Raw genomic sequence first — 25832 nt, forward strand, 5'->3', positions numbered from 1 at the left:
CTTTGGAAATGAAACCCTATAGAGTATAAAGGGAGAGATCCTATGGATACACTACAAACAAATAACCTCACATTAGGATACGGAGACTCGATTATCATCGACTCTCTCGATATAGAAATCCCGAAAGGTGAAATAACTGTTTTGATTGGAAGTAACGGCTGCGGGAAGTCTACACTTCTGCGCTCCCTCGCCCGCCTTCTTAAGCCGAAAGACGGTCAGGTAGTACTTGATCAGAAAGATATTTCCCAGATGAAAACGAAAGAGGTAGCCAAAAAGATGGCCATCCTTCCTCAAAGTCCGTCCACTCCGGAAGGTCTTACCGTCTATCAGCTGGTCAAACAGGGACGTCACCCTTACCAGTCGTTCACAAAACGCTGGTCGAATGATGACGAGCAGGCGGTGGAGAAGGCGCTTGTCGACACCAATCTCGTCGAGCTGAAGGAAAGAACGGTCGACTCCCTCTCCGGGGGTCAGCGTCAGCGTGCCTGGATTGCGATGACGCTTGCCCAGGACACCGAAACTCTTCTCCTTGATGAGCCGACGACATATCTCGACATGACTCATCAGATAGAAGTACTCGATCTTCTGTTCGATCTGAATAAAGATCACGGCAGAACGATCGTAATGGTACTTCACGATATCAACCTCGCCTGCCGGTATGCTGACCATATCGTAGCGGTCCGCGACCAGACTGTTTATGCACAGGGAAGACCTGAAGAAGTGGTTTCCTGTGAAATGATGCATAACGTGTTCGATATGATGTGTGATGTGAGAGAGGATCCTTTATTCGGCACGCCGATGTGCATCCCGCACGGAAAAGGACGCTGCCTCATCAAACAGGCACAGGAAGAAGCGAAACAGAAACAGCACATATATTCCGTTACGTAATCGAACCCTCCTTGATGGGAGGGTCTTTTTTTGTGCACTTCCTCAGGGAAAAAACATACCCCCGTTGTACATCTTTTCAATAAAAATTCATAATTTAAGTGGAAAGGCAGATTTCTAAGTGTACCGTTTCGTGGTAAGATGATGATGGATGCTTATGGAAAGTGTTAAAGATAAGGAAGGATATCGATGAAGAAATTTTCTATATTTACAGTGGGAGTAACGTTCCTTTCCCTTATACTCGGCAATCTGGTTGTGGCGACGGATTCAGGCGATGCCTGCGGTACGTCGTGGCCTTTTTGTAATGGAAAAGTGATCCCTGACCTGACAGATTTTCACATATTGGTGGAATATTCCCACCGCCTGTTCATACCGCTCCTGACCGTCGTCACGCTTATTAACGCGGCAGGTGCAATATACTTTTTCAGGAAAAATAGAGCAGTGCTCGCGTTTGCAGTATTGAGTCTGCTGCTTCTCATCATCCAGTCGCTCATCGGTGGATTCAACGTACTCCTCGGTACACCACCGGGCTTCACGACTCTCGATGTCACTTTCAGTCAGCTGCTCCTTTTGAACAACGTACTGTTAAGTTACAGTCTGCATGAGAAGAAGGTATCGCTTGATAAGAAACACGCCGGCACCGTGAAGATGAGTTACCGCGCTTTCCTGCTCGGATTCCTTTTTTACGTGGCCCAGGTGATATTCGGGGCTTTCTTTAAACACAGCCGGGCGAGCAACGTCATGATGGATATCGGAGCGGAAGAATATCTGATCCGGTCCGAGACGCTGGCGGACGCCCTGTTTTCGATTCACTGGGTAGCCACCGTCGTCATTCTTGTAAGTGCGATATGGTTCATCTTTTATGCTTCCAAATTCAGATATCACGTATTTCTGTCGTGGCTTTATTTCCTCACCATTTTATTGAACGGAGCGGTAGGGCTCGTGATCGTCGTTACCGGCAACGTCATTCTGGCTTCTTCGATACATATGATCCTCTCGACGCTTACGATGATGGTGGGCGGTGCCATACTGGGAGGATACTGGTTCAAGCTTCACCAGCGGACAATACGCGCCTGACAGATAAAAACAGCGGCTTCGCCTTTCAAAAGGCGGGCCGCTGTTTTTATGTTCAATGGTTTACGTCTTCAGCTGGAACAGTTCCCGGATATCTTCTTCGCTTAAGCTCTGAAGCACGGATTCTCCGGGCTGGATGATCTGGTCAACGAGATCACGCTTTTTCTGCTGCAGCTGATAAATTCTTTCTTCAATCGTGCCTTCGGAGATCATGCGGATCACCTGTACACTTTTCTTCTGTCCGATACGGTGGGCACGTCCGGCTGCCTGTTCTTCCACTGCCGGATTCCACCACAGGTCGTACAGGATGACCGTATCGGCCCCTGTAAGGTTCAGACCGGTACCGCCCGCTTTCAGGGAAATGAGGAAAATGTCATTTTCTCCTCCATTGAATCGTTCCACATATTCCATACGTTTATCCGATTTCGTGCTCCCGTCCAGATAAAAGCAGTTGTAGCCGAGAGAGGTGAGTTCATCGTACAGCAATGAAAGCATACTCGAGAACTGGGAAAACAGCAGCACCCGGTGATTGTTCTGTTTCAGTTCGTCCAGCAGTTCTTTCAGCTGATCGAGTTTGCCGGAAGTGCCTTCGTAGTTTTCGAGAAACAGAGAAGGGTGGCAGCAGATCTGGCGCAGTCTCGTCAGTCCTGCCAGTATTTCGATCTTCCCTTTCTGCAGTCCTTTGTTCTGAATCGTGTCTTTCACGTCTTTCTGGATTCTTTCGAGATAGGCCAGATACACTTCTTTCTGGTTTCTCGTCAGTTCGGAATACTGGACCGATTCCAGTTTATCCGGGAGGTCATCGAGCACTTCCGTTTTCATACGACGAAGGATGAATGGCCGGGTCATCCGGGAGATCTGACTGTGCGGCAGGTTGAGAAACTCTTTTTTATTTTTGTAGAAGCCGGGCATCAGCGTCTGGAAAATCGCCCAAAGTTCGGTCAGAGCGTTCTCGATCGGCGTGCCGCTCAAAGCAAAACGGTGCTTCGCATGGATCAGCCTCGTCGCTTTTGATACCTTCGTCGCTTCATTTTTGATGGCCTGGGCCTCATCCAGAATGAAAGCATGGAACTGGTCCGTTTCGTACGCCTCCGCGTCACGGCGGAGCAGCGGGTAGGAAGTGACCCAAATATCCGCCTCCGACTCCTCCCGTATCTGTTCCCTTTCCTCCCGGGAGCCGGAAATGACTTCGGCTTTCAGGCCGGGCGCGAACGTTTCGATTTCCTTCTTCCAGTTGAAGACGAGTGAAGCGGGGGCGACGATGAGTGATCGTCCCACGTTCCCTTTATCTTCGAGTTCCGACAGAAGGAAAGTGATCGTCTGAATCGTTTTACCAAGCCCCATATCATCCGCCAGTATTCCCCCGAGAGAATAATCGGCGAGCGTCTTCATCCAGCGGAAGCCGGTGATCTGGTAAGGACGCAGTTCCGCATCAAGGCCGGAAGGGAGCGGGTGACGGCTCGTTTCGGGATTCCTCAGGTGAGTGATGAGCGTCTGGAATCTCTTTTGCCGCTCCTCCTCGCTCAGTTCCAGCACCTCATCCACCTGCATGCTTCGCATCTGCGAGACGGAGATCGTCGAACCGTCGAGAGAATGGACGTCGAGTTCGTCGGCGAATTCCCGGAACCGGTCGAACGACTCGTTCTGCAGGGAGAGAAGAGTGCCGTCTTTCAGCCGGAAATACTTCTGTTTTTCCATAGCCGCCTGCATGACGTTCGTAATATCTTCGTCATCGATCCCGTCGATTGCAAAAGAGATATCGAGCCAGTCCGTCGATTCGTTTATATCGATCGTCGGTTTCAGCACAGGAGCCGACTGCAGCAGATGTTTCAGCCGTGACGATAAGTACACTTCGGCCTGTTCCTGAAGACGGGGGAGAGTGTCCCTTAAGAAAGTATCGATTTTTTCCTCGTCGTCGATATAGACGAAAGAACCGTCAAACTTGAAGTCCGCCTGCTCGATAAGCTGCATGATTTCGTCTTCTTTCTGAAAATCCCTTTTTACGATCGCCTGATGGTCGGAAGAGGGACGGAAAGGGTCGATACCGTGATCACCGTAAAGAAACTCGACGTCGATGGTAAGCAGCCAGTCGCGCTGATCGATGGATACGATGCTTCTTACATCTTTTTTGATGATCGACTGTTTCGCCGTTTCGCTGTAGTGCACGTCCCCGGCTTCCTCGAGTACCGGCAGTACGTGGGAAACGATGCCCTCCATATCTTCCGCCGGAATCACCTGGGGCCTGGAGGCAGAGAAAGGAATGGCCTCTTTCCATTTGCGGATTACGTCGTGCTGCTCTTTCGTAAGGGCATAAATCGTATGTCCTTCATACATCAGCCGGTAATCGGGCAGGTGCCGGTAGTTCTCCAGTTCCCGGAATGACAAAACGAAATCTTCCTGCCTCCGGTTTACGTGAAAGGACAGTTCCGGGAGCTCCCTGTATTGAAGAGGACCGGGACCCGCCTTCTGTTCCACCATCGTCGTATGCGACTCCGCCAGCAGTTCAAGGAGCCGGCGGGCGTGAGCGGGAGGTATGGGTAAATACCTCTTTTCCCGGGGAAGGGAAAACTGATCGAAAAACCGTTCTTCTCCTATTATGACGGAAAGAAGGTCGAGAATGGCCGCATCGGTTTCAAAAAGCTGATGGACAGCCGGGTCGTACGTGAATTTCTTCGTTACGGGCAGTTCTTTCTCTTCCGTAACGTGGGTGACGCAGTTTCTTATATCTTTCATGACGTAGGGCTGATATTCCCCCATCTTCAGTTCCAGGGACAGAGCCCGGCTGGAAACGTGGAGATAGTAGTGGAACATGAGCGTCGTCTTTTCTTCCGGAAGAACGGTCTCCCGGCGGAAAACTTCGGTCAGCGGTCCCGAATAGGAAACGGGTTTCGGGGACGAGGTATCCCGGGCGAGCGCAGGTGAGAGCTTCTGCATCATCTCTTCCCGAATAGCCAGAAGTACGGCCGCTATATGCTTACACGTAAAGTACGTTTCGTAAGCTTTGCATTCACAGGTGCTGTCGAAATCGTCCTCATCATAAAAGAAGACCCGCACCTCGTAATCGTCCGTGCCCGTTACTACCGCCCGCCACGACTGGATAGCTTCATTGTAGGAAAGTCCATATACTTTTCCACGTTCGAAGTACGTTTTCCCGCGTTCAAAAAACGCTTCTCCGGTGAGCTGTTTAATTTTGTTCGGTTGTAGTAAAGTAGCTTGCATTGCCGGCATCCTAACTGTTTCAATATTTTCATTCATGTATCGCGTGTATTTAAGCATGGTCCTGATGATCTCCGCCTCCGAAAAACCCGGGGCGGTTTTATCCACTTTTCCTATTATAACAATTATTTTCGTTTTTTGTTGTGCTATACTTTAAAGAAATGAACGATGGAGAATGAGGCAGGAAGCGCCTGAGCCGGCTGCACGGATTGATTTTGAAGCGGTTGTGTGCTACTTTTTGTTGAGGGAATGATCAGAGTGGAGGAATTAGAAATGTCAATACAGGAAGAGGTCGGAAAGCGGCGGACGTTTGCGATAATATCGCACCCGGACGCCGGAAAGACGACGATGACCGAGAAAATGCTGCTGTTCGGAAACATGATCCGTTCCGCAGGTACTGTAAAAGGGAAGAAATCAGGAAAATTTGCGACATCCGACTGGATGGAAATAGAGAAACAGCGTGGAATCTCCGTGACTTCGAGTGTCATGAATTTTCCGTACCGGGGTTACCAGGTGAATATTCTCGACACTCCCGGCCACGAAGATTTCAGTGAGGACACTTATCGGACGCTGACGGCGGTGGATGCCGTCGTTATGATTATCGATGCGACGAAGGGAATTGAAGCTCAGACGCTGAAGCTGTTCAAAGTATGCCGAATGAGAGGTATTCCGATTTTTACATTCATGAACAAACTGGACCGCGAAGGACGGGAGCCGTTTGACCTTCTGGAGGAAATCGAAACGGAACTGGAGATCGAAACCTACCCGATGACGTGGCCCGTAGGGATGGGTAAAAGATTCGAAGGGGTATTTGACCGTCACAATGAACAGTTCGTCCGCTTTTCGGGAGACGAGCGGGAAGAGTACATCCCGTACAGCGAACTTGATCAGCACCCGGAGCTCACGGAAAGTCCGACGTATAAGGAAGCGGAAGATGAGCTTTCTCTCGTCGATGAAGCAGGGGATACATTTGAAATCGAAAAAGTGCTGAGAGGAGAACAGACTCCTGTATTTTTCGGAAGTGCTCTTGCACCGTTCGGCGTGGAAACCTTTTTTGACACGTTCATCGATATGGCACCGGCTCCGACGCCGCGGAAGTCGACGAAAGGGCTGGTTTCTCCTGAGAACGAAGAATTCTCCGGATTCATTTTCAAAATCCAGGCTAATATGAACCCGAAACACCGCGACCGCGTCGCTTTCGTCCGGGTCTGCTCCGGCAAGTTCGAGCGGGGCATGAGCGTCACGCTCGGGCGGACCGGTAAGGCATTTAAACTGGCCCAGTCCCAGCAGTTCGTCGCCTCCTCCAGTAATACGGTGGAAGAAGGATATGCCGGAGACATCATCGGTATCTACGACCCGAACGTATATCGGATCGGGGATACACTGCTTACCGGGAAAGAGACGTTCGAATATGACGAACTTCCTCAGTTCCCGCCGGAGCAGTTCAAAAAAGTGACGGCTAAAAACGTCATGAAATCGAAACAGTTCTACAAAGGAATCGAACAGCTCGTACAGGAAGGCGCTATCCAGCTATTCAAACGTCCGTACTTCGAAGACTATATCATCGGAGCGGTCGGAGAACTTCAGTTTGAAGTTTTCGAATACCGGATGAAGCATGAGTATAACGTCGATATCGAACTCACTCCGTACGGGGAACGGATACCGCGCTGGCTGAAAGAAGATCAGGTGGACACCTCCCTCTTCGACGACAGGAATATGCTCGTGGAGGACCGGGAAGGCAACAAAGTCGCCCTGTTCAAAAACGACTTCTCGCTGCGCTGGTTCATCGATAAACATCCGGATATGGATCTTATCGACCTGTTTGAAGTCAATCAGTATACGCAGACGAACGAATAGACGGCCCCTGGGGGGTCGTCTGTTTTTTTGTGCCGGGATTCCGTGAGGGTTTTCGTTACGATGGGAGGGGATTTCCGCTTCCGAAGGTAACGATTAGCCCGGAATCGTGACGTTCGCGGGCAAAAGTTCAGGATGAAGGGAAGGATTCTCGTCTTTTCGTTACCTTCACCCGGCGATTCCTCCTCCGAAGGTAACGATTCGGCGTAAATCCCTTCATAAACAGGGCGCATCTTCTTCTTCCCGTCCTCCGGTAACGAATGTTTGTTCGCAGGAGGTTAGAATGATAAACTATTGTGGTAAACTATAGAGGAAAAGATAAGAACGGAGGTTTTTCTTCGTGGAACATACATTTGAACTGAAATCGGATTTTTCCCCGGAAGGTGATCAGCCAAAGGCGATCCAGGAACTGGTGGAAAGAATCAACGGCAAGAAGAAACATCATACTCTCCTCGGTGCCACAGGGACCGGGAAGACGTTCACTATGTCAAACGTCATTCAGGAAGTGAAGAAACCGACTCTCATCATCGCCCACAACAAGACACTGGCGGGGCAGCTTTACAGCGAGTTCAAGGAATTTTTTCCGAACAATGCTGTCGAGTACTTCGTCAGTTACTACGACTATTACCAGCCGGAAGCCTATGTCCCCCAGACCGACACCTTCATCGAAAAAGACGCGAATATCAATGATGAAATAGATAAACTCAGACACTCGGCGACATCTGCCCTGTTCGAACGGGACGATGTCATCATCGTATCCAGTGTCTCCTGTATCTATGGTCTCGGTTCCCCGGAAGAGTACAAAAGTATGGTCCTCTCCCTCCGTATGGGAATGGAGAAAGACCGGGACGAACTGCTGCGGAATCTCGTCGACATCCAGTATGCGCGCAATGATATAGATTTTCAGCGCGGTACTTTTCGTGTGCGCGGAGATTCCGTTGAGATCATTCCGGCCTCTAGAGAGGAGCACGCGATCCGGGTCGAGTTTTTCGGAGACGAGATCGACCGGATCCGGGAAGTCGACGTACTCACCGGTGACGTAATCGGTGACCGGGAACACGTCGCTATTTTCCCGGCATCGCACTTCGTAACGAGAGAAGAGAAGATGAAAAAGGCTATTGAAAATATAGAAAAAGAGCTGGAAGAACAGCTGAAGATTTTCCGCGAAGAAGATAAGCTTCTTGAAGCGCAGCGTCTGGAACAGCGGACGAATTATGACCTGGAGATGATGCGGGAGATGGGTTTCTGTTCGGGTATCGAGAACTACTCGCGACACCTGACATTCCGGGAAAAAGGAGCTACTCCTTATACACTGCTCGACTATTTTCCGGAGGATTCCCTCATTATGGTGGATGAGTCCCACGTGACTATCCCGCAGATCCGCGGAATGTTCAATGGGGATAAAGCGAGAAAGCAGGTGCTCGTCGATCACGGGTTCCGTCTGCCTTCCGCGCTTGATAACCGTCCGCTCATGTTCGAGGAGTTCGAAAAACACGTGAACGAAATCACTTATCTTTCGGCTACGCCGGGACCTTATGAACTGGAACATACGGATAAAGTAACTGAACAGATCATCCGTCCTACCGGTCTGCTCGATCCGAAAATCGAAGTGCGGCCGATTCATGGACAAATTGACGACCTGATCGGTGAAGTATACAAGCGGCAGGATAAAAACGAGCGGGTGCTCGTCACGACGCTTACGAAGAAAATGTCAGAGGATCTGACCGCCTATCTTAAAGAACTCGGCATTAAAGTGGCTTATCTGCACTCGGAGATCAAGACGCTTGAGCGTATCGAAATCATCCGCGATCTGCGGCTCGGGAAATACGACGTTCTCGTAGGAATCAACCTGCTGCGGGAAGGGATCGATATACCTGAAGTTTCACTTGTAACTATCCTTGATGCCGATAAAGAAGGCTTCCTCCGTTCCCAGCGCTCGCTCATCCAGACGATAGGACGGGCTGCGAGGAACGACGATGGTACCGTTATTATGTATGCGGACAAAATCACCGATTCCATGCGGATTGCCATGGACGAAACGGAGCGCCGACGTGAAAGACAGATCGCTTACAACGAAGAACACGGCATCACGCCGACGACTATCAACAAAGCGATCCGTGATGTCATTCAGGCTACAAGTGAAGCGGAGGAAGAAGAAAGTCCTCTGTTCGATAAGAAACCGTCCGAAATGACGAAGCAGGAACGCCAGGAATTCATAGACAACATGGAAACAGAAATGAAGCAGGCAGCAAGGGACCTCGATTTCGAACGGGCCGCCGAGCTGCGGGATATACTGCTTGAACTAAAAGCGGGAGGATGACTTGTACATGCCAAGCAAATATATAAGCATCAAAGGAGCAAGAGCCCACAACTTAAAAGGCGTGGATATCGACATTCCGAAGAACAAAATGGTAGTGATGACGGGACTGTCCGGCTCCGGTAAATCGTCTCTCGCGTTCGAAACGATCTATGCGGAAGGGCAGCGGCGCTATGTGGAATCATTGAGCGCTTATGCGAGACAGTTTCTCGGTCAGATGGACAAGCCGGATGTGGACTCGATTGAAGGACTGTCCCCGGCGATTTCCATCGACCAGAAAACGACGAGTAAAAACCCGCGGTCCACGGTCGGAACAGTGACGGAGATTTATGACTATCTCCGCCTGCTTTACGCCCGTATCGGCCGACCGGTGTGTCCGAACCACGGCATAGAGATCGATTCCCAGACGATCCAGCAGATGGTCGATCAGCTCACTTCCTACGAGGAGCGGACGAAGATGCAGCTGCTCGCGCCGATTGTATCCGGTCGTAAGGGAGAACATAAGAAAACGCTCGAGCGTCTTCGTAAGGAAGGTTACGTACGTCTCCGGATCGACGGGGAAATGAGGGAAGTCTCCGAAGATATTGAACTGGAAAAGAACAAAAAGCATTCTATCGATGTTGTAGTGGACCGGGTAGTCGTAAAAGAAGGGGCGGAAGGACGGATCGCCGACTCTCTGGAAACGGCCCTTGAACTTGGCGGCGGACACGTAACTGTCGACGTAGTCGGTCAGGAAGAAGTGAGTTTCAGTGAACACCATGCCTGCCCGATTTGCGGATTCTCCGTCAGTGAACTGGAACCCCGTAAATTTTCTTTCAACAGCCCGTTCGGGGCCTGTGACCGATGTGACGGTCTCGGCGTGCAGCTTGAAGTGGACATAGACCTCGTCATCCCGAACTGGGACCTTTCCCTGAATGAGGGTGCGATTGCAGCGTGGCAGCCGACGAGCTCCCAGTACTACCCGCAGCTGCTGAAAAGCGTAAGCGCCCACTATGGAATCGATATGGATCTACCGGTAAAAGATATTCCGAAGCAGCAGCTGGAGCGCGTGCTGTACGGAAGCGGAGAAGAAATAATCCATTTCCGCTACGAGAATGACTTCGGAAAAGTCCGGGACAACGATATTTATTTTGAAGGTGTCATTCCGAACGTTTCGCGCCGCTACCGCGAGACTTCATCCGACTTCATCCGCGAACAGATGGAAGAGTATATGGCGCAGAAACCGTGCCCGAAATGTAACGGCTACCGCCTCGGCAGAGAGGCCCTTTCCGTTAAAGTGAACGGCAAACATATCGGTCAGGTGACGGATTTCTCCGTAACGGAAGCGAACAGTTTCTTTGCGGATGTGCCGCTCACCGAGAAAGAAAGAACAATCGCCAACATGATTTTGAAAGAGATCAGTGAACGGTTGAGCTTCCTCGCAAACGTCGGTCTCGATTACCTGACGCTGTCCCGCTCTGCCGGTACGCTTTCGGGCGGAGAAGCTCAGCGGATACGACTTGCCACCCAGATTGGATCGGCGCTGACGGGCGTTCTGTACGTTCTCGATGAACCTTCCATCGGTCTGCATCAGCGGGACAACAACCGTCTGATCCAGACACTGAAGCGTATGCGTGACCTCGATAACACGCTCATAGTGGTCGAGCACGACGAAGACACGATGCTCGAAGCAGACTACATCGTCGACATCGGGCCCGGAGCCGGAGAGAACGGCGGCCAGATTGTCGCCATGGGTACTCCGAAACAGGTGATGAAGAGCAGGAAATCACTGACCGGGCAGTATCTTGCCGGGAACCGTTTCATCCCTCTCCCGCTGAAACGGAGAAAGCCGGACGGCCGGACTCTGAAAGTGAAAAAAGCGGAAGAGAACAACCTGAAGAAAGTGAACGCCGAAGTACCACTCGGGATTTTCACCGCAGTGACGGGCGTATCCGGTTCCGGAAAAAGTACGCTTATCAACGAAATATTGTACAAGTCGCTGTCCATGAAGCTCCACAACGGAAAACAGAAGCCCGGGGCACACGAAGCGATAGAAGGGGTGGATCAGCTTGAGAAGGTGATCGAAATTAACCAGGCGCCGATCGGTCGTACGCCGAGGTCCAACCCTGCGACTTATACAGGAGTCTTCGATAATATCCGTGATATTTTCGCTGATACGAACGAAGCGAAAATCCGCGGGTATAAAAAAGGAAGGTTCAGTTTCAACGTGAAAGGCGGCCGCTGCGAAGCCTGTCGCGGAGATGGTATCATTAAAATTGAAATGCATTTCCTTCCGGACGTATACGTACCGTGTGAAGTGTGCGACGGGAAACGTTATAATAGAGAAACACTGGAAGTGAAATATAAGGGTAAAAATATAGCGGATGTGTTGGAGATGACGATCAGTGAAGCGCTCGACTTTTTCTCCAACCTTCCGAAAATCAAGCGGAAACTGCAGACAGTGGAAGACGTCGGTCTTGGTTACGTAAGGCTCGGACAGCCCGCGACGACTCTCTCCGGCGGAGAAGCACAGCGCGTGAAGCTGGCGAGTGAACTGCACCGCCGATCCACCGGAAAGTCGTTCTACATTCTGGATGAGCCGACGACCGGGCTGCACGTCGATGATATTTCAAGACTTCTGCAGGTAATCCAGCGGCTCGTAGATAATGGTGATTCGGTAGTGATCATCGAGCATAATCTTGATGTGATTAAGGAAGCGGATCACATTATCGATCTTGGCCCGGAAGGCGGAGACGGAGGCGGGAAAATCATTGCGACCGGTACGCCGGAAGCTGTGGCGGAAGAACCTGCTTCCTATACCGGGAAGTTTTTGAAACCGATTCTTGAAAGAGATCGTAAACGCATGGAAGAACGTATGCAACAGGGAGGCTGACGATATGGAACCGATTGTAAAGGAAGAAGCACAGAAAGAAATTGACAGATTCGCCGGAATACCGGTTTATGTACATCTGGAAACGACGAACGGGGCGTATGCGAGTCACTTCAACGCAGAGGCACACAACGTCGGTGCCTTTATCCGCAATGCGCACGTCACGTATGAACACGGAAAAATAGTGAGCACCGGCGGCGGCTACCGCGTCGGGCTGAAGCTTGAACTCGGCTGGGTATATGCCGAAGGGCTCACGGATTACGAAGTGGATGAACAGAACCGGCTGCTGATGGCCGGACATGACGAACAGGGGCGGCTCATGGTAGCCCTTGAAATCAGCGAAACGCCGTTTGCCCACGAGGCCGATTATCATGAGTAAACGGGTCATCGTCATTTTTCCTCACCCCGATGATGAAACGTTCGGTGCCGGCGGGACGATAGCCTCTCTTGTGGAAGAAGGGGCGCACGTCACTTACTGGTGCGGAACGCTCGGGGAGATGGGACGTAACATGGGGAACCCGGTGTTCGCCAATCGTGAAACGTTGTCCATCCACAGGAAGAGGGAGCTCGAGGAAGCGGTATCGGTGCTTGGCATTGACGTCGTCCACCTCGGCTACAGAGATAAAACGATCGAATTTGAACCGCTGGAAGAAATGGTGACACACCTCCGGACGAAATTGGAAGAAGAGAAGCCGGACCTCGTTCTGACCCATTATCCGGGATATGCGGTCCATCCGGATCACGATGCTCTCGGACGGGCGGCGGTGGAAGCGGTGAAAGAAATGGAAGAGCCGCCGGAGCTCTGGCTGCACGCCATCTCGAACGACTCGGAGAAAGACCTCGGGGAACCGGCTATCGCCCGGGACATCAGCAACTACTGGGACACGAAATGGAAAGCGATCCGTACGCACCTTTCCCAGGCGGACGGTATGGTCGATCTGTTGAACAGGGAAGACCAGCTCGAACGGATGAAAACAGAACGTTTTTACACGGGAGATCAGCTCCGGTGATACCTGGTGCCGAAAAGGAGGAGTAGAGATGTCAGAAGAACGGATGAAAATACTTAAGATGATCGAACAGGGAGACATCAGTGCGGAGGAAGGAGCCAGACTTCTGGAATCCGTGAACGAGCCTGATAAAACCTACACGTGGAAAAGTTTTCTCGGCGATGCCGTGGACCGTGTCAAAAAGGGCGATTTCGATTTAAGCTTCGGCAATACGATCGATTTCGGGGAAGCGACGGAAGTGGACGCCACCTCGTTTGAGGATATGGACATTCATATCAACAACGGTACCGTCCGGATCCTCACGCACGAAAAAGATACAGTGAAAGCGGAATATGAAGTGAAGATGTATCAGAGTTCTTCCGAAGAAGAGGCGAAGCAGCGTTTCCGGGAGGAAGTGCGTCTGGACACGTCCGCCGATCTGCTCAGACTGTCGAGCCCTTCGAACAAGATCAAAGTATCCGCGACGTTGTATGTCCCGGACCGTGCTTACGCTTTCGTGAAGACGAAGGTATTCAATGGCCGGGTCGATCTTTCGGCTCTGCGTGCGGAACAGGTGGAGACGAAAACGACCAACGGAGCTGTTACGCTGTCGGAAGTCCACGGAGAGAAAGCCAACGTGGAGACAGGCAACGGAAGCGTTGACTTTCAGAACTGTTCCTTCTCCCGGTGTGATGCCAGAACAATCAACGGCAAAGTAGCCGCGAGCGGTTCTTTCGTCAAACTCGATCTGTCGACGGTCTCGGGAGGAATCAATGTATCCGGGCAGGACCACCGTGCCGAACGCGGATTTTTCAAAACGTCCACCGGCTCCATCAACGTTCAGCTTCCGGAAGAGAAACGTATCGAAGGAAATCTTGCTTCGGCTTTCGGGAAACTGAGCTGCAAACTGGACAACTACAAACTGCTTTCCGATAAGAACGACTGGCTGACGAAAGAACTTAAATTCACGGCCAGGGAAGATTATGAAACGGTGTACTACGTGGACGCCGACGCCAAGTCCGGCTCCGTAACCGTATACTAGAAAGAGAGGGGGACAGATGATGAAGAATGCGCTGCTGCACGTAATCGTTAACGCAGTCGCTCTGCTCGTTGTGAGTGTGCTGTTTGATTCGATTCAGGTCGATGGATTTACGGGAGCCCTGTTCGCGGCTCTTATCCTTTCGATTCTGAACGCCATCATCCGGCCGATACTCGTCGTGCTGACGCTGCCGATTACCGTGCTTTCTCTCGGTCTCTTCCTGTTCGTCATCAACGCTATTACGCTCCTGCTCACAGACGCCCTTCTCGGAGGACTGTTCGAGATCGGAAGTTTCGGCGTCGCCATTCTGGCAGCCGTCCTTATCTCCATTGTGAACCTGGTGCTTAATAAATTGATACAGGATCTGTAATGATAAGCCTTCTCCGCGCGCAGCGGAGGAGGTTTATTTAGTGCGGAGAGAGTTTCGTGACGTTCAGGCTGACAGTCCGTTTCTGAAGGTAACGAAAAGGAGGCGGACCCGTTCACGAAAAGTACAAACCGGCCGATGAACATCATCTTCCGCTTTTCTGCCCAGTCATGCTACAATGAAAAGCAGCGATAATTGATTTAGGGGGCGATAGCGTGGCGAAAGTAATAACCCAGGAGCTGCTGGACAGATTTGAATTAGAGTTACTGACCGGGGACTCGGGAGTACACAGGGAAATACATACGAGCGATATTTCAAGACCGGGCGTGGAGATGACAGGATATTTTAAATTTTATCCTAAAGAACGTCTGCAGGTACTCGGAAAAACGGAAGTTTCCTATTTGAACGAGCTCACGCAGGAACAGCTGCGGGAACGGATGGATAATCTTTGTACCGATGTAACACCGGGCATCGTCGTTACGCGCGGACTCGACGTCCCGCAGGAACTCGTGGATGCTGCCGAAGCAGGCGGAGTGCCCTTGATGAGCTCTCCTTATAAAACGACGCGGGTCATAAGCAGGCTGACTAATTTTCTGGAGACGAAATTCGCTCCGTTTACGGCTATCCACGGCGTGCTCGTCGATCTGTACGGAATCGGCGTGATGATTACAGGGAACAGCGGAGTCGGGAAGAGTGAAACCGCTCTTGAACTCGTCAAGCGCGGCCACCGGCTTGTAGCGGACGACAGCGTGGAGATCAGACAGGAAGATTACGATACGTTGATCGGGAACAGTCCGCCTCTCATCGAACATCTGCTTGAAATACGCGGCCTTGGAATCATCAACGTGATGACTCTGTTCGGGGCGGGTTCGGTACGGAGTCACAAGCGTATTACGATGGTCATCAACCTGGAACTGTGGAATGAAGAGAAACAGTATGACCGCGTCGGGCTCGATGAGGAAACGATGCGCATCATGGATGTGGAACTTCCGAAGTCGACGATTCCTGTCCGCCCGGGACGTAATTTGGCCGTCATCATCGAAGTGGCCGCCATGAATCTCCGTCTGAAGCGGATGGGGATCAACGCGGCGGAGGAATTTTCCGAGCGGCTGACAAACGTTATAGAAACCGGGGAAGATCAGCCGCCTTCCCCCGAAGACCGTTCCGAAGATTAAGGAGGAAGAAGTATGACTTGTACGACAGACCCTCTCGACCCCATATTTCTGGAGCTGGGAGTTCTCAACATTTACTGGTACGGGCTGATTATAGCGACCGGGGCCCTGCTTGGACTGTGGCTTGCGACTTATGAATCGGAACGGCTCGGTCTGAAAAAAGATTACATGGTGGATCTTTTGATTTATGCGATTCCGATTGCGATTCTCTCCGCCCGTATTTATTACGTTATTTTTGAATGGGACCGATATGCCGGCCAGCCATTCTGGAAAGTCTTTGCCGTCTGGGAAGGCGGCATCGCCATTCACGGAGCGCTGATCGGATCGGTGCTGACGGCCATCGTGTATACGAAAGTGCGTAAATTATCGTTCTGGATGATGGCGGATATCGCCGCACCGAGTCTGATACTCGGTCAGGCCATCGGCCGGTGGGGGAACTTCATGAACCAGGAAGCGCACGGCGGCCCGGTTTCCGAAAGTTTTTATCAGAACGTGATGCAATATCTTCCCGGTTTCATCAACCAGCAGATGTGCATCGACGGCACATTGTACCACCCGACATTTTTGTATGAATCCTTATGGAATATTACGGGTTTCGTACTGCTTCTCCTTCTCGCAAGGAAAGTGAACCCCCGCCGCGGAGAAGTATTCTTAAGTTACGTCATCTGGTATTCGTTCGGCCGCTTCTTCATTGAAGCGATGCGGACGGACAGTCTGTATATCGTCGGCCAGCTGCGCACGGCCCAGGTCATCTCCATCGTCCTGATCGTCGGTGCGGTACTGTTGATCTGGTACAGACGCAGAACGAAACAGGCGGACCGGCATTATAACGGAAAAAAAGTGAGACAGTGAGGCGATAATGATGCAGGAAATTTTTAAAAGGGGGCTGAAACAGGGCCTCGTTCTGACGTGGGCCCTCGGGAAGATCATCTTCCCGATTACCCTCCTCATGACTATTGTGCAGTATACGCCCGTGTTCCCGTGGCTCATGGATAAAATAGCACCGCTCCTCAGCGCGATCGGGCTTTCGGCGGAAGCTGCCGTGCCGCTTGTCATCGGTAATTTCCTGAATTTATACGCGGGGATAGCAGCGATCATTTCTTTCGAATTTACGGTGAAAGAAGTATTCATCATGGCGATTATGCTGTCGTTTTCGCATAATCTGATTCTGGAGTCGGCCGTCGCCAAAAAAGTGGGAGTGAGCTGGTGGTTCGTAGTCGGCCTGCGGGTCGGGCTTGCTCTGTTCTCCGCCTGGATTATAAACGTTTTCTGGCAGGGGGGAGCGCAACTGGCTTCTTACGGATTCGCAACTTCCGGAGGGACGGACCCGTCCGGGGCTCTTGAGATCGCCTGGCACGGAGTGACGACTGCAATAATGGGGATCGTTCAGCTGGCGCTGATCGTTCTGCCGCTGATGATCGTGATGCAGTACTTGCGCGAACTCGGCTGGATCGGCACGTTCTCCTCCTGGATGGCCCCATTCATGAAAGTGCTCGGTATGAAACCGAACACGTCCACAACGGTTACGGCAGGACTTACGATCGGTCTTGCGTATGGAGCGGGCGTGATGATCCAGGCGGTGAAAGAAGACGGAGTTTCCAAAAAAGACATGTACCTCACAATGATCTTTCTCGTCTCCTGTCACGCTGTAGTGGAAGATACCCTTGTATTCATTCCGCTCGGCATTCCCGTATGGCCGCTGCTGGCTATACGTCTGGCGACGGCCATCATACTTACGGCGGCTGTCGGACTGGTGTGGAACTGGAAACTGGATAAGAAAGAGGCCACACGTCATTCCTATCAGGGAGGGTAAGCTATGCGCCGTACAGACAGATATGTGGTAACCGGAGCGAATTCGCTGTGGCAGCTTTATCAGACCGTGCCTTTTTCGAAAGTTGCGCGAAATTTCATCGTACTGCAAATGGCCCGCTACACTCCTTTCATCCCCTGGAAAAACTGGATGTACCGCCGTTTTCTCGGGATGGAAGTGGGGAGCAGGACGGCGTTTGCACTGAAGGCTATGCCGGATGTGATGTTTCCGGAAAAAATAACTCTCGGCGCAAACTCAATCGTCGGCTATAATACGACGATCCTTACGCATGAGTATTTGACGAAGGAGTACCGGCTCGGGGAAGTGGTCATCGGTTCGGATGTCATGATCGGGGCCAACTGTACGATACTCCCGGGCGTGACCATCGGTGACGGAGCCGTAATCGGCGCCGGGTCGCTCGTTCATAAAGATGTGGCGCCCGGAAGCGTCATGGGCGGAAATCCTCTGAGACCGCTCGGGAAAGGAGAAGTTCATGATTGAACAACAGGTACTGCCGGCAGTACGCCGCATGAAGGATTTTGAAACTCTGCTCGAATCGGATACGGAATACATGGTATTTCTGGAGACGAGAATCGGGCTGTTGAAAAGTATGGTCCGGGAAGCGAAGAAAAAGGGTAAAACCGTATTTATCCATGCCGATCTCGTTCAGGGACTGAAGACGGACGAATACGGAATGGAGTACCTGGGCCGGGAAATCCGCCCGGACGGAATCATTTCCACAAGATCCGGTGTCATCCAGCAGGCGAAACGGTATGGGATTACGTCGGTGCAGCGGCTGTTTCTGATTGACAGCCAGGCCCTCGTCCAGAATAAAAGACAGGTGCTGAAGACGGACCCTGACTACATCGAGCTCCTCCCGGGCATCCTCCCGGGGATGATCGCCGAAATAAAGCAGGAGCTTGAGATTCCCATCATTGCAGGGGGACTTATACGTACGGCGGGGGAAGTGGATGAAGCACTGAGCGCAGGAGCCGTCTCGGTCTCAACCTCCCAGCCTGAACTCTGGCGTTTTGCATAACGGTTGCTTTTTCGGAGAAACATCTGCTACAATGAACATAAGTTAATAAATGGTCGGAGTGCAGGAGAGACCGCAGAACTTTACGCCCGGCGTAAAGTTGTCTGTGGTCTCTTTTTTTGTGGGGAGAAAAAATTCCTTTTCTGCTCCTCTGCATAACTTCCGGTTTATTAGGGAATACACGTATCAGACAATGATAGCGAAGGAAAGGGGTATAATTACATGAGTTTTTCCAGTTATGAACGTAAAGAACAGTTCCGTAAACTTACAGAAGAACAGTGGGATGTATTAGTGATCGGAGGAGGTATCACCGGAGCCGGTATTGCTCTTGATGCTTCGAGCCGCGGTATGAACACGGCTCTGGTTGAAATGCAGGATTATGCAGCGGGTACATCTTCCCGTTCAACGAAACTTGTCCACGGGGGACTGCGTTACCTGAAGCAGTTCGAAGTGAAAATGGTGGCGGAAGTAGGGAAAGAACGTGAAATCGTTTATGAAAACGGCCCTCACGTGACAACTCCCGAGTGGATGATGCTTCCATTTTACAAAGAAGGTAACTTCGGTCCGTATTCCACGAACCTTGGACTGATGGTCTATGATTTTCTTGCAGGCGTGAAAAAGGCGGAGCGCCGCCGCATGTTCTCCCCTGAAGAAGCGATGGAGAGAGAACCGCTTGTAAACGGTGAGAACCTGAAAGGTGCAGGTTTCTACGTCGAATATAAGACGGACGATGCCCGTCTGACGCTGGACGTTATGAAAAAAGCGGAAGAATTCGGAGCTACGGCTGCGAACTATGCGAAAGTGACCGATTTCATCTACGAAAACGGCAAAGTGACCGGAGCCGTCGTGGAAGATACGATCACCGGTGATACGTATCAGGTAAAAGCGAAGAAAATCATCAACGCCGGAGGCCCGTGGGTCGATACGCTGCGTGAAAAAGACGGATCGAAGAAAGGGAAATCGCTGAGACTGACGAAAGGGATCCACCTCGTTTTCGATCAGAGCACGTTCCCGCTCCACCAGGCGATTTATTTCGACAGCCCGGACGGCCGGATGATTTTCGCTATACCGCGGGACGGCAAAGCCTATATCGGAACGACCGATACAGTATACGAAGGGGATATCGCCCATCCGACGATGACGGTTGAGGACCGGGATTATCTTCTGCGGGCGCTGAAGAGCATGTTCCCTCACGTAAACGTAACAAAAGACGATGTGGAATCCAGCTGGGCCGGTCTTCGTCCACTGATTTATGAAGAAGGGAAAGACCCTTCCGAGATTTCAAGAAAAGACGAAATTTTCGTTTCCGATTCCGGACTTATTTCCATGGCCGGCGGTAAATTGACCGGATACCGTAAGATGGCGGAAGATGCCGTAGATCTTATCCGTGATCAGCTGGCGAAAGACTACGGTGTCTACTTCGGAGATACCGATACTGTCCACATTCCGGTTTCCGGCGGGGAAGTCGGAGGTTCTGAAGGTTTCGAGAAATTCCAATACGAAAAAGTGATCGAGGGTGTGAAACTCGGCCTTGAAAAAGAAGAAGCGGAGAGACTTGTAAGTTTCTACGGTGCCAACGTGGACAAACTTTACGCTCTATATGAAGAGAACAAAGTGAAAGCAGGAGAAGAGGAGATCGATCCGGTCGTATTCACTCAGCTTATCTACGCTCTGAAAGAAGAGCAGACGTACAAACCGGTGGATTTCTTCATCCGCCGTACCGGCGCCCTATTCTTCAACATCAACTTCGTGCGCGAGCACAAAGATAACGTAATCCGCTACATGGCGAAAGAACTTGAATGGACAGAGGAACAGACGAACGAATATAAAGAAGAACTGGAACAGCTGCTTATAGAAGCGGTGAAGCCGGTGGAATATGCACGATAACAGGAATGAACCTGCAGGGATATTGTATCTTCTGCAGGTTTTTTTATGCCGGAAGAGTCTTAGCTTTTTGCCGGAATTTTCTCTATAATGAGAGAAGAAAGGGGATGAGGGAATGGATTCGGTGGAAAGTCTTATTAAAAAAGAGGGAAGAAATCAGTGTCTGAGCGGAATCGCTCTCATGCTGGCCGGAGCCGGTATACTCATGTTTTTTCTCATCGGTAAAGGAGGGACAGGGTTGATGTTGATCTACGGAATTCCCGCTCTCGGTGTCGGTCTTTATTTCTTTCAGGCCGGATGGAAGGATCTCACAAAAGTCGACGGGGCGGCTGAACTGAAGATGACGCGCGACCCCGTAGCATTCCCTGAAGTTCCGAGAACGATGTACCTCGGAACCGGGGCAGGCAGAGACGCCCGTTTTTTTGATATGGATGGAAACGCCATGGGGGACATTACGGACAAAAAGACATCGATGGGCCGGGTGGCTGAACTGCTGTTGCTGTCCCCGGCATCGGCCAATTTTCCTTTACCACGGGTGTACCAGGTGAAAGAAGAAGGGGAAGTCCTGTACGAACTGGAAAAGAAAGGGTTTTCCCTTCGTTCGAAAGCTTACGTTAAGGGACACGAAGATACATACGTCGGATTGATGAAAGCAAAGAAAGATAAAGAGAGTAAACAGATGGTGTTCTCCTATCAGAAGAAAGATGAAACACTCTACTACACCTCGGGAGATCCTTATATCGGAAAATATTACGTAAAAGACAGCCGGGACCGTACGCTTCTTACGCTGAAAAACGGGGCGATACCTGTAGGTGCTCCGGATAAACTGCAGCGGATGAACGGTTCTGTGATCGAATGGGAGACGACGGAAAACATTCCTTATACGCTGCTCTTATTCATTTTTTTCCTGTCGCACACGGAACAGTAACTATGGATTGACGCTATATCTTTATTTTGTTAGCATGTTAGCATACTAAAGGATGAACGGGAGGACGGGCACGATGACGAAGAAACTCATGTTTGAAAAACCCCTGGGAATGCGCGATACGCTTCCTTTTTTCCACAATAAAAAAGAACACGTCAGAAAAAATATGGCACAGGTCATCGAATCGCACGGTTATCAGTTCATGGATACACCTCTCGTGGAGTATCACGAAACTGTCGGGAAGATGAGTGCGACTCATGATACGCACCTGTTCAAGCTTCTGGATCAGCAGGGACATACGCTCGTACTGCGTCCGGATATGACGGCGCCGATTGCACGGGTAGCCGCATCACAACTGAAAAAAGAAGGGTTTCCGCTCAGACTCGCCTACGACGGTTCCGTATTCCGTGCCCAGCAGTCGGAAGCGGGTAAACCTGCTCAGTTTGAACAGGTCGGGACAGAACTGATCGGCGATCATTCTTCGTACGGGGATGCCGAGGTGATCGCTCTTTTGATCGACTCCCTGAAACAGACGGGGCTCGAGGAATTCGTGATCACTGTCGGTCACATCGGTTACGTCCGTTCTCTTTTTGAAGAACTGCTTCCCGGGGATCAGGACGCGGTAGCTGCGCTGCTTTCCTATCTGCATCGTAAAAACTACGTCGGATACGAAAAATATGTCCAATCGCTCGGAGTATCGCAGGAAGCGAAAGATAATCTGAACGCTCTGCTTCGACTCCGCGGTGGAGAGGGAGTGTTCGAAGAGGCCAGAGCCCTGTCTAAAGGCCAGGCGGGTCTGAAGGCGATGAACGACCTTAAACAGCTCTACCGGACGCTTCAGGAGTATGGCGTGGCATCATTCGTACAGTTCGACCTGAATCTGATCAGTCACATGGATTACTACACGGGTATTCTGTTCGAAGGGTACGCTCCGAACGTCGGCGCTCTTCTCTGCAACGGCGGAAGATACGATACTCTGCTGCCGTCGTTTGAACTGAATGCTTCCGCGACCGGTTTCGCCGTACACGTGGAACGACTTGTCGAAGCGCTGGACGGGGCATCGGATACGAAGAAAGGCCCGCTATGCCTGCTTGTCGATGATGCTACATTCAAAGCAGGACTTCAGGAAGCGGCACGTCTGCGGCAACAGGGAGACCAGGTGGTTATCCAGCATATCGACCAGGTCGCGGATGTGGAGAAATTTTCTCTGAAATTCAAAACAGTGAGAGAAATGTATAAGGAAGGGGGCGACAGGTGATGACGAAACCGTTGACAATCGCTATGCCGAAAGGCCGCATATTCGAAGAGGCAGCCGGGCTGATGCAGCAGGCAGGGTATGATATAGGCGCCGGGGCGGAAGAATCAAGGAAACTGATTCTTGAATTTCCGGAGCAGAATATCAACGTAATGATGGCTAAACCGATGGACGTCGTAACTTACGTGGAGTACGGAGCGGCCGATATCGGAATCGCCGGCAAAGACGTTCTTCTTGAACAGGACCGGGACGTCTACGAAGTGCTTGATCTTAAAATAAGTCCCTGCTACATTGCGGTGGCCGGGCTGCCGGACCAGCCGCTCAGCCGGATTGCGCCGAAAATCGCCACGAAATATCCGAAAGTCGCATCCGACTATTACCGGGAGCAGGGGGAGCAGATCGAAATCATCCCTCTGAACGGATCGATCGAACTCGCACCCCTGATCGGTCTCAGCGACCGGATCGTCGACATCGTTTCCACCGGCCGCACCCTGAAGGAAAATGGGCTCGTGGAATATGAAAAAATCACCGAAATCACTTCCCGTCTTATCGTGAATCCGGTGAGCTACCGGACGAAAAGTGAGCGGATCGACCCGCTGATTGAGAAGATGGGCGAACAGGTAGGAGTGAATTCATGAGAAGACTGACGAGAGAAGACATCAAAAAATGGAAGACGTCGCGCCAGGAGGACACGTCGGACATCCAGGGGAAAGTCAATGACATCGTGAGTGGCGTACGCAGACGGGGGGATGCGGCTGTAAAGGAATACACGGAGAAATTCGACGGTATTTCCTTATCCGATTTCCGGGTGACGCGCGAGGAGATAAGTGACGCTTACGAATCGTTGAGCGGTAAATACCTGGACATTATTCAGGAAGCGGCCGGGAACATTCGCCGTTTTCATGAGAAACAGCTGCCTTCTTCGTGGTTTGATACATCCCAAGACGGTTCGATGCTTGGTCAGAAATACACCCCAATCGACAAAGCCGGTGTCTACGTGCCGGGAGGAACCGCAGCTTACCCGTCTTCGGTCATGATGAACATCATTCCGGCGCAGGTAGCCGGCGTGGAACGCATAGCCATGGTTACTCCGCCGGGGACGAACGGCCGGGTGCCGATCGGAGTACTTGCGACGGCCCAGATTCTCGGGGTAACAGAAATATACAAAATAGGGGGAGCACAGGCGATTGCCGCTCTTGCCTATGGTACAGAAACCATCCCTGCCGTGGATAAAATAACCGGACCAGGTAATATGTTCGTCGCCCTTGCCAAAAAGCAGGTGTTCGGAGATGTGGACATCGATATGATCGCCGGACCGAGCGAAATAGCCGTGCTCTGTGATCACACGGCCCGTGCAGGAGAAGTCGCGGCGGATCTGCTGTCGCAGGCGGAGCATGATGAAAGATCTTCTGCGGTATGCATCACTACGTCGCGTCAGCTGGCGGATGACCTGGACAGAGAAGTGAAAGAGCAGCTGAAACAGCTCCCGAGAAAGAATATCGCAGAAGCGAGCATCAACTTTTTTGGCGGCACAGTCGTCGTGGACACGATGACAGAGGCCGTGGACACGGTGAATGAGTTCGCTCCCGAGCATCTGGAAGTGATGACGGAGAACCCTTACGAACAGCTCGGCGCCATCAGGCATGCCGGGGCTATTTTCCTCGGTCCGTACAGTTCGGAACCTGTCGGCGACTATTTTGCAGGCCCCAACCATGTCCTGCCGACGAGCGGCACGGCCCGGTTCTCAAGTCCCTTGAACGTACATGACTTCATGAAGAAATCGAGTGTCATCTCCTACAGCGCAGCTGCGTGGCACAGGAATGTCGATAAAATTGCAAGTTTTGCCCGGCTCGAGGATCTCGAAGGGCACGCCCGGGCGGTGGAGAAAAGAAAGGAGCGGTTTGATGACTAGATCGGGGAGCGTAACGAGAAAGACGAGAGAGACGGAGATCGACCTGAAGCTTGAGGTAGACGGAGAGGGCGAAGCGGACCTGAACGTGCAGGTACCTTTTCTTTCCCATATGCTGGAGCTGTTCACGAAACACGGACTGTTCAATATGACACTCACCGGTAAGGGGGATGTGGAAGTGGATGATCATCACCTTACGGAAGATATAGGCATCTGCCTCGGCCAGGCACTGCATCAGGCTATCGGTGATAAGTACGGTATGAAGCGGTACGGATCGATGATGCTTCCGATGGACGAAGCACTCGTCACGGTAGCCGTCGATATGTCGGACCGGCCTCATCTCGAGTGGCATGCGGACATCCCTTCTCAGAAAATCGGGACGTTCGATACGGAAAATGTTCACGAATTTTTCTGGAAACTGGCTCTGGAAGCGAGAATGAACTTACACATCATCATCCACCACGGTCATAATTCCCACCACATCGTCGAGGCTATGTTCAAGGCGCTCGGCCGGGCCCTCGACGAAGCGACCCGGGTCGACCCACGGGTCAAAGGAGTGCCGAGTACGAAAGGAAGTCTGTCATGATCGGAATCATCGATTACGGAATGGGAAATCTTTTCAGCGTATCAAAAGCATTGGAACGCCTGGATGTGGAGTACAGCATAGGAGACAGGCCGGAGCAGCTTGAGCATGCCGACGGTCTTATACTGCCGGGTGTCGGTGCTTTTCCGGATGCGATGAAAGCTCTCGGAGAGCACGGCTTCCGCCAGTTCATCTTAGAAAAGATCGACCGGGGTGTACCGTTTTACGGAATCTGTCTCGGCATGCAGCTGCTGTTCGAAAGCAGTGAAGAAGGCGGCTTTACGGAAGGACTGGGAGTTTTCGAAGGAACGATCAAGCGTTTCCGGGGTGTAACGGATGCAGGGATGAAGTATAAGGTTCCTCATATGGGATGGAACCGGCTGACACTTCATCATCCCGGTCACTTTGTACTTGAAAACGTCGGGGAGGAATACGTCTATTTCGTTCACTCCTACGTAGTGGAGACGGAGGACGAAGACGTTCTGCTGGCAACCGCCGATTACCACCGGGAGGTCCCGGCCATCATCGGGCGCGGGAATGTCGTGGCCAGTCAGTTTCATCCGGAGAAAAGCGGCAGGGCCGGAATTCAGCTGCTTGATAACTTCTGCAGCAAAGTGGAGAACCGGCACGTCACCCGCAGATAAGCGGTAA

Annotated in this window: 22 protein-coding genes; 21 read left to right on the forward strand and 1 reads right to left on the reverse strand. The window is 51.5% G+C overall.

From position 1 onward, the window contains the following. Positions 1-42: 42 nt before the first annotated feature. Both AAV35_RS03355 and AAV35_RS03360 read left to right on the forward strand, forming a co-directional pair. Positions 43-888: an ABC transporter ATP-binding protein gene (locus AAV35_RS03355; protein WP_008587055.1), complete on the forward strand. Its 846-nt coding sequence runs from the start codon at positions 43-45 to the stop codon at positions 886-888. Between the two features lie 186 nt (positions 889-1074). Then, positions 1075-1962: a COX15/CtaA family protein gene (locus AAV35_RS03360; protein ID WP_008587058.1), complete on the forward strand. Its 888-nt coding sequence runs from the start codon at positions 1075-1077 to the stop codon at positions 1960-1962. Between the two features lie 60 nt (positions 1963-2022). Here AAV35_RS03360 and AAV35_RS03365 read toward each other — a convergent pair whose 3' ends face one another. Then, positions 2023-5178, reverse strand: a complete 3156-nt coding sequence (locus AAV35_RS03365; protein WP_008587060.1) for a DEAD/DEAH box helicase — start codon at positions 5176-5178, stop codon at positions 2023-2025. Between the two features lie 270 nt (positions 5179-5448). Here AAV35_RS03365 and AAV35_RS03370 point away from each other — a divergent pair, with 270 nt between their 5' ends. The 19 genes from AAV35_RS03370 to hisH all read left to right on the forward strand — a co-directional run bounded on the left by AAV35_RS03370 (position 5449) and on the right by hisH (position 25825). Continuing rightward, complete coding sequence (locus AAV35_RS03370; RefSeq protein WP_008587062.1) at positions 5449-7032, forward strand: peptide chain release factor 3; 1584 nt, start codon at positions 5449-5451, stop codon at positions 7030-7032. Positions 7033-7369: 337 nt separating this feature from the next. After that, a complete protein-coding gene (uvrB, locus tag AAV35_RS03375; RefSeq protein ID WP_008587064.1) occupies positions 7370-9349 on the forward strand; it encodes an excinuclease ABC subunit UvrB in 1980 nt (659 codons plus the stop codon). 7 nt (positions 9350-9356) lie between these two features. Continuing rightward, entirely contained in the window at positions 9357-12218 is a 2862-nt protein-coding gene (gene uvrA / locus AAV35_RS03380) for an excinuclease ABC subunit UvrA (protein ID WP_008587068.1), read from the forward strand. 4 nt (positions 12219-12222) lie between these two features. Next, entirely contained in the window at positions 12223-12594 is a 372-nt protein-coding gene (locus AAV35_RS03385) for a YojF family protein (RefSeq protein ID WP_008587070.1), read from the forward strand. Further along, positions 12587-13225: a bacillithiol biosynthesis deacetylase BshB2 gene (gene bshB2, locus AAV35_RS03390; protein ID WP_008587073.1), complete on the forward strand. Its 639-nt coding sequence runs from the start codon at positions 12587-12589 to the stop codon at positions 13223-13225. The genes AAV35_RS03385 and bshB2 overlap by 8 nt, the downstream gene beginning before the upstream one ends. 28 nt (positions 13226-13253) lie before the next feature. After that, positions 13254-14243, forward strand: coding sequence for a DUF4097 family beta strand repeat-containing protein (locus AAV35_RS03395; RefSeq protein ID WP_008587075.1), 990 nt, complete (start codon positions 13254-13256; stop codon positions 14241-14243). A 19-nt stretch (positions 14244-14262) separates the two neighbouring features. Then, positions 14263-14610: a phage holin family protein gene (locus AAV35_RS03400; protein ID WP_008587077.1), complete on the forward strand. Its 348-nt coding sequence runs from the start codon at positions 14263-14265 to the stop codon at positions 14608-14610. A gap of 212 nt (positions 14611-14822) precedes the next feature. Next, the gene (hprK, locus tag AAV35_RS03405; RefSeq protein ID WP_008587079.1) at positions 14823-15782 is read left to right on the forward strand and encodes an HPr(Ser) kinase/phosphatase; all 960 of its coding nucleotides are present in this window, start codon (positions 14823-14825) and stop codon (positions 15780-15782) included. 12 nt (positions 15783-15794) lie between these two features. Beyond that, positions 15795-16631, forward strand: a complete 837-nt coding sequence (gene lgt, locus AAV35_RS03410) for a prolipoprotein diacylglyceryl transferase (RefSeq protein ID WP_008587081.1) — start codon at positions 15795-15797, stop codon at positions 16629-16631. A gap of 10 nt (positions 16632-16641) precedes the next feature. Continuing rightward, positions 16642-17592, forward strand: coding sequence for a nucleoside recognition domain-containing protein (locus tag AAV35_RS03415; RefSeq protein ID WP_008587083.1), 951 nt, complete (start codon positions 16642-16644; stop codon positions 17590-17592). A gap of 3 nt (positions 17593-17595) precedes the next feature. Further along, positions 17596-18090, forward strand: a complete 495-nt coding sequence (locus tag AAV35_RS03420; RefSeq protein WP_008587085.1) for an acyltransferase — start codon at positions 17596-17598, stop codon at positions 18088-18090. Then, positions 18083-18628 carry a glycerol-3-phosphate responsive antiterminator gene (locus tag AAV35_RS03425; protein ID WP_008587087.1) on the forward strand — a complete coding sequence of 182 codons (546 nt, stop codon included), beginning with the start codon at positions 18083-18085 and terminating at the stop codon, positions 18626-18628. Before AAV35_RS03420 ends, AAV35_RS03425 begins: the two co-directional genes overlap by 8 nt. 219 nt (positions 18629-18847) lie before the next feature. After that, a complete protein-coding gene (locus AAV35_RS03430) occupies positions 18848-20512 on the forward strand; it encodes a glycerol-3-phosphate dehydrogenase/oxidase (RefSeq protein ID WP_008587089.1) in 1665 nt (554 codons plus the stop codon). A 112-nt stretch (positions 20513-20624) separates the two neighbouring features. Continuing rightward, positions 20625-21437: a hypothetical protein gene (locus AAV35_RS03435; RefSeq protein ID WP_008587091.1), complete on the forward strand. Its 813-nt coding sequence runs from the start codon at positions 20625-20627 to the stop codon at positions 21435-21437. Between the two features lie 73 nt (positions 21438-21510). Next, entirely contained in the window at positions 21511-22692 is a 1182-nt protein-coding gene (locus tag AAV35_RS03440) for an ATP phosphoribosyltransferase regulatory subunit (protein ID WP_008587093.1), read from the forward strand. Beyond that, positions 22692-23327, forward strand: coding sequence for an ATP phosphoribosyltransferase (gene hisG / locus AAV35_RS03445; RefSeq protein ID WP_008587095.1), 636 nt, complete (start codon positions 22692-22694; stop codon positions 23325-23327). The genes AAV35_RS03440 and hisG overlap by 1 nt, the downstream gene beginning before the upstream one ends. Continuing rightward, positions 23324-24601: a histidinol dehydrogenase gene (gene hisD, locus AAV35_RS03450; RefSeq protein WP_008587097.1), complete on the forward strand. Its 1278-nt coding sequence runs from the start codon at positions 23324-23326 to the stop codon at positions 24599-24601. The genes hisG and hisD overlap by 4 nt, the downstream gene beginning before the upstream one ends. After that, on the forward strand, positions 24594-25184 hold the full coding sequence (gene hisB, locus AAV35_RS03455; protein WP_008587099.1) for an imidazoleglycerol-phosphate dehydratase HisB: 591 nt from the start codon (positions 24594-24596) through the stop codon (positions 25182-25184). Before hisD ends, hisB begins: the two co-directional genes overlap by 8 nt. Next, positions 25181-25825 carry an imidazole glycerol phosphate synthase subunit HisH gene (gene hisH / locus AAV35_RS03460; RefSeq protein WP_008587101.1) on the forward strand — a complete coding sequence of 215 codons (645 nt, stop codon included), beginning with the start codon at positions 25181-25183 and terminating at the stop codon, positions 25823-25825. The genes hisB and hisH overlap by 4 nt, the downstream gene beginning before the upstream one ends. Positions 25826-25832: the final 7 nt, after the last annotated feature.

It is taken from the genome of Salimicrobium jeotgali, from assembly GCF_001685435.2.
In the GTDB taxonomy this organism is placed as follows: Bacteria; Bacillota; Bacilli; order Bacillales; family Halobacillaceae; genus Salimicrobium; species Salimicrobium album.

What these genes read in the sequence shown, in the direction of transcription:
- AAV35_RS03435 (WP_008587091.1), top strand. Translation starts at nt 20,625, where the DNA reads ATGGATTCGGTGGAAAGTCTTATTAAAAAAGAGGGAAGAAATCAGTGT.
- lgt (WP_008587081.1), top strand. Translation starts at nt 15,795, where the DNA reads ATGACTTGTACGACAGACCCTCTCGACCCCATATTTCTGGAGCTGGGA.
- hisD (WP_008587097.1), top strand. Translation starts at nt 23,324, where the DNA reads ATGAGAAGACTGACGAGAGAAGACATCAAAAAATGGAAGACGTCGCGC.
- AAV35_RS03440 (WP_008587093.1), top strand. Translation starts at nt 21,511, where the DNA reads ATGACGAAGAAACTCATGTTTGAAAAACCCCTGGGAATGCGCGATACG.
- AAV35_RS03430 (WP_008587089.1), top strand. Translation starts at nt 18,848, where the DNA reads ATGAGTTTTTCCAGTTATGAACGTAAAGAACAGTTCCGTAAACTTACA.
- AAV35_RS03355 (WP_008587055.1), top strand. Translation starts at nt 43, where the DNA reads ATGGATACACTACAAACAAATAACCTCACATTAGGATACGGAGACTCG.
- AAV35_RS03420 (WP_008587085.1), top strand. Translation starts at nt 17,596, where the DNA reads ATGCGCCGTACAGACAGATATGTGGTAACCGGAGCGAATTCGCTGTGG.
- hisB (WP_008587099.1), top strand. Translation starts at nt 24,594, where the DNA reads ATGACTAGATCGGGGAGCGTAACGAGAAAGACGAGAGAGACGGAGATC.
- AAV35_RS03400 (WP_008587077.1), top strand. Translation starts at nt 14,263, where the DNA reads ATGAAGAATGCGCTGCTGCACGTAATCGTTAACGCAGTCGCTCTGCTC.
- uvrA (WP_008587068.1), top strand. Translation starts at nt 9,357, where the DNA reads ATGCCAAGCAAATATATAAGCATCAAAGGAGCAAGAGCCCACAACTTA.
- AAV35_RS03415 (WP_008587083.1), top strand. Translation starts at nt 16,642, where the DNA reads ATGCAGGAAATTTTTAAAAGGGGGCTGAAACAGGGCCTCGTTCTGACG.
- AAV35_RS03395 (WP_008587075.1), top strand. Translation starts at nt 13,254, where the DNA reads ATGTCAGAAGAACGGATGAAAATACTTAAGATGATCGAACAGGGAGAC.
- hisG (WP_008587095.1), top strand. Translation starts at nt 22,692, where the DNA reads ATGACGAAACCGTTGACAATCGCTATGCCGAAAGGCCGCATATTCGAA.
- hisH (WP_008587101.1), top strand. Translation starts at nt 25,181, where the DNA reads ATGATCGGAATCATCGATTACGGAATGGGAAATCTTTTCAGCGTATCA.
- AAV35_RS03365 (WP_008587060.1), bottom strand. Translation starts at nt 5,178, where the DNA reads ATGCAAGCTACTTTACTACAACCGAACAAAATTAAACAGCTCACCGGA.
- AAV35_RS03425 (WP_008587087.1), top strand. Translation starts at nt 18,083, where the DNA reads ATGATTGAACAACAGGTACTGCCGGCAGTACGCCGCATGAAGGATTTT.
- AAV35_RS03370 (WP_008587062.1), top strand. Translation starts at nt 5,449, where the DNA reads ATGTCAATACAGGAAGAGGTCGGAAAGCGGCGGACGTTTGCGATAATA.
- AAV35_RS03385 (WP_008587070.1), top strand. Translation starts at nt 12,223, where the DNA reads ATGGAACCGATTGTAAAGGAAGAAGCACAGAAAGAAATTGACAGATTC.
- bshB2 (WP_008587073.1), top strand. Translation starts at nt 12,587, where the DNA reads ATGAGTAAACGGGTCATCGTCATTTTTCCTCACCCCGATGATGAAACG.
- AAV35_RS03360 (WP_008587058.1), top strand. Translation starts at nt 1,075, where the DNA reads ATGAAGAAATTTTCTATATTTACAGTGGGAGTAACGTTCCTTTCCCTT.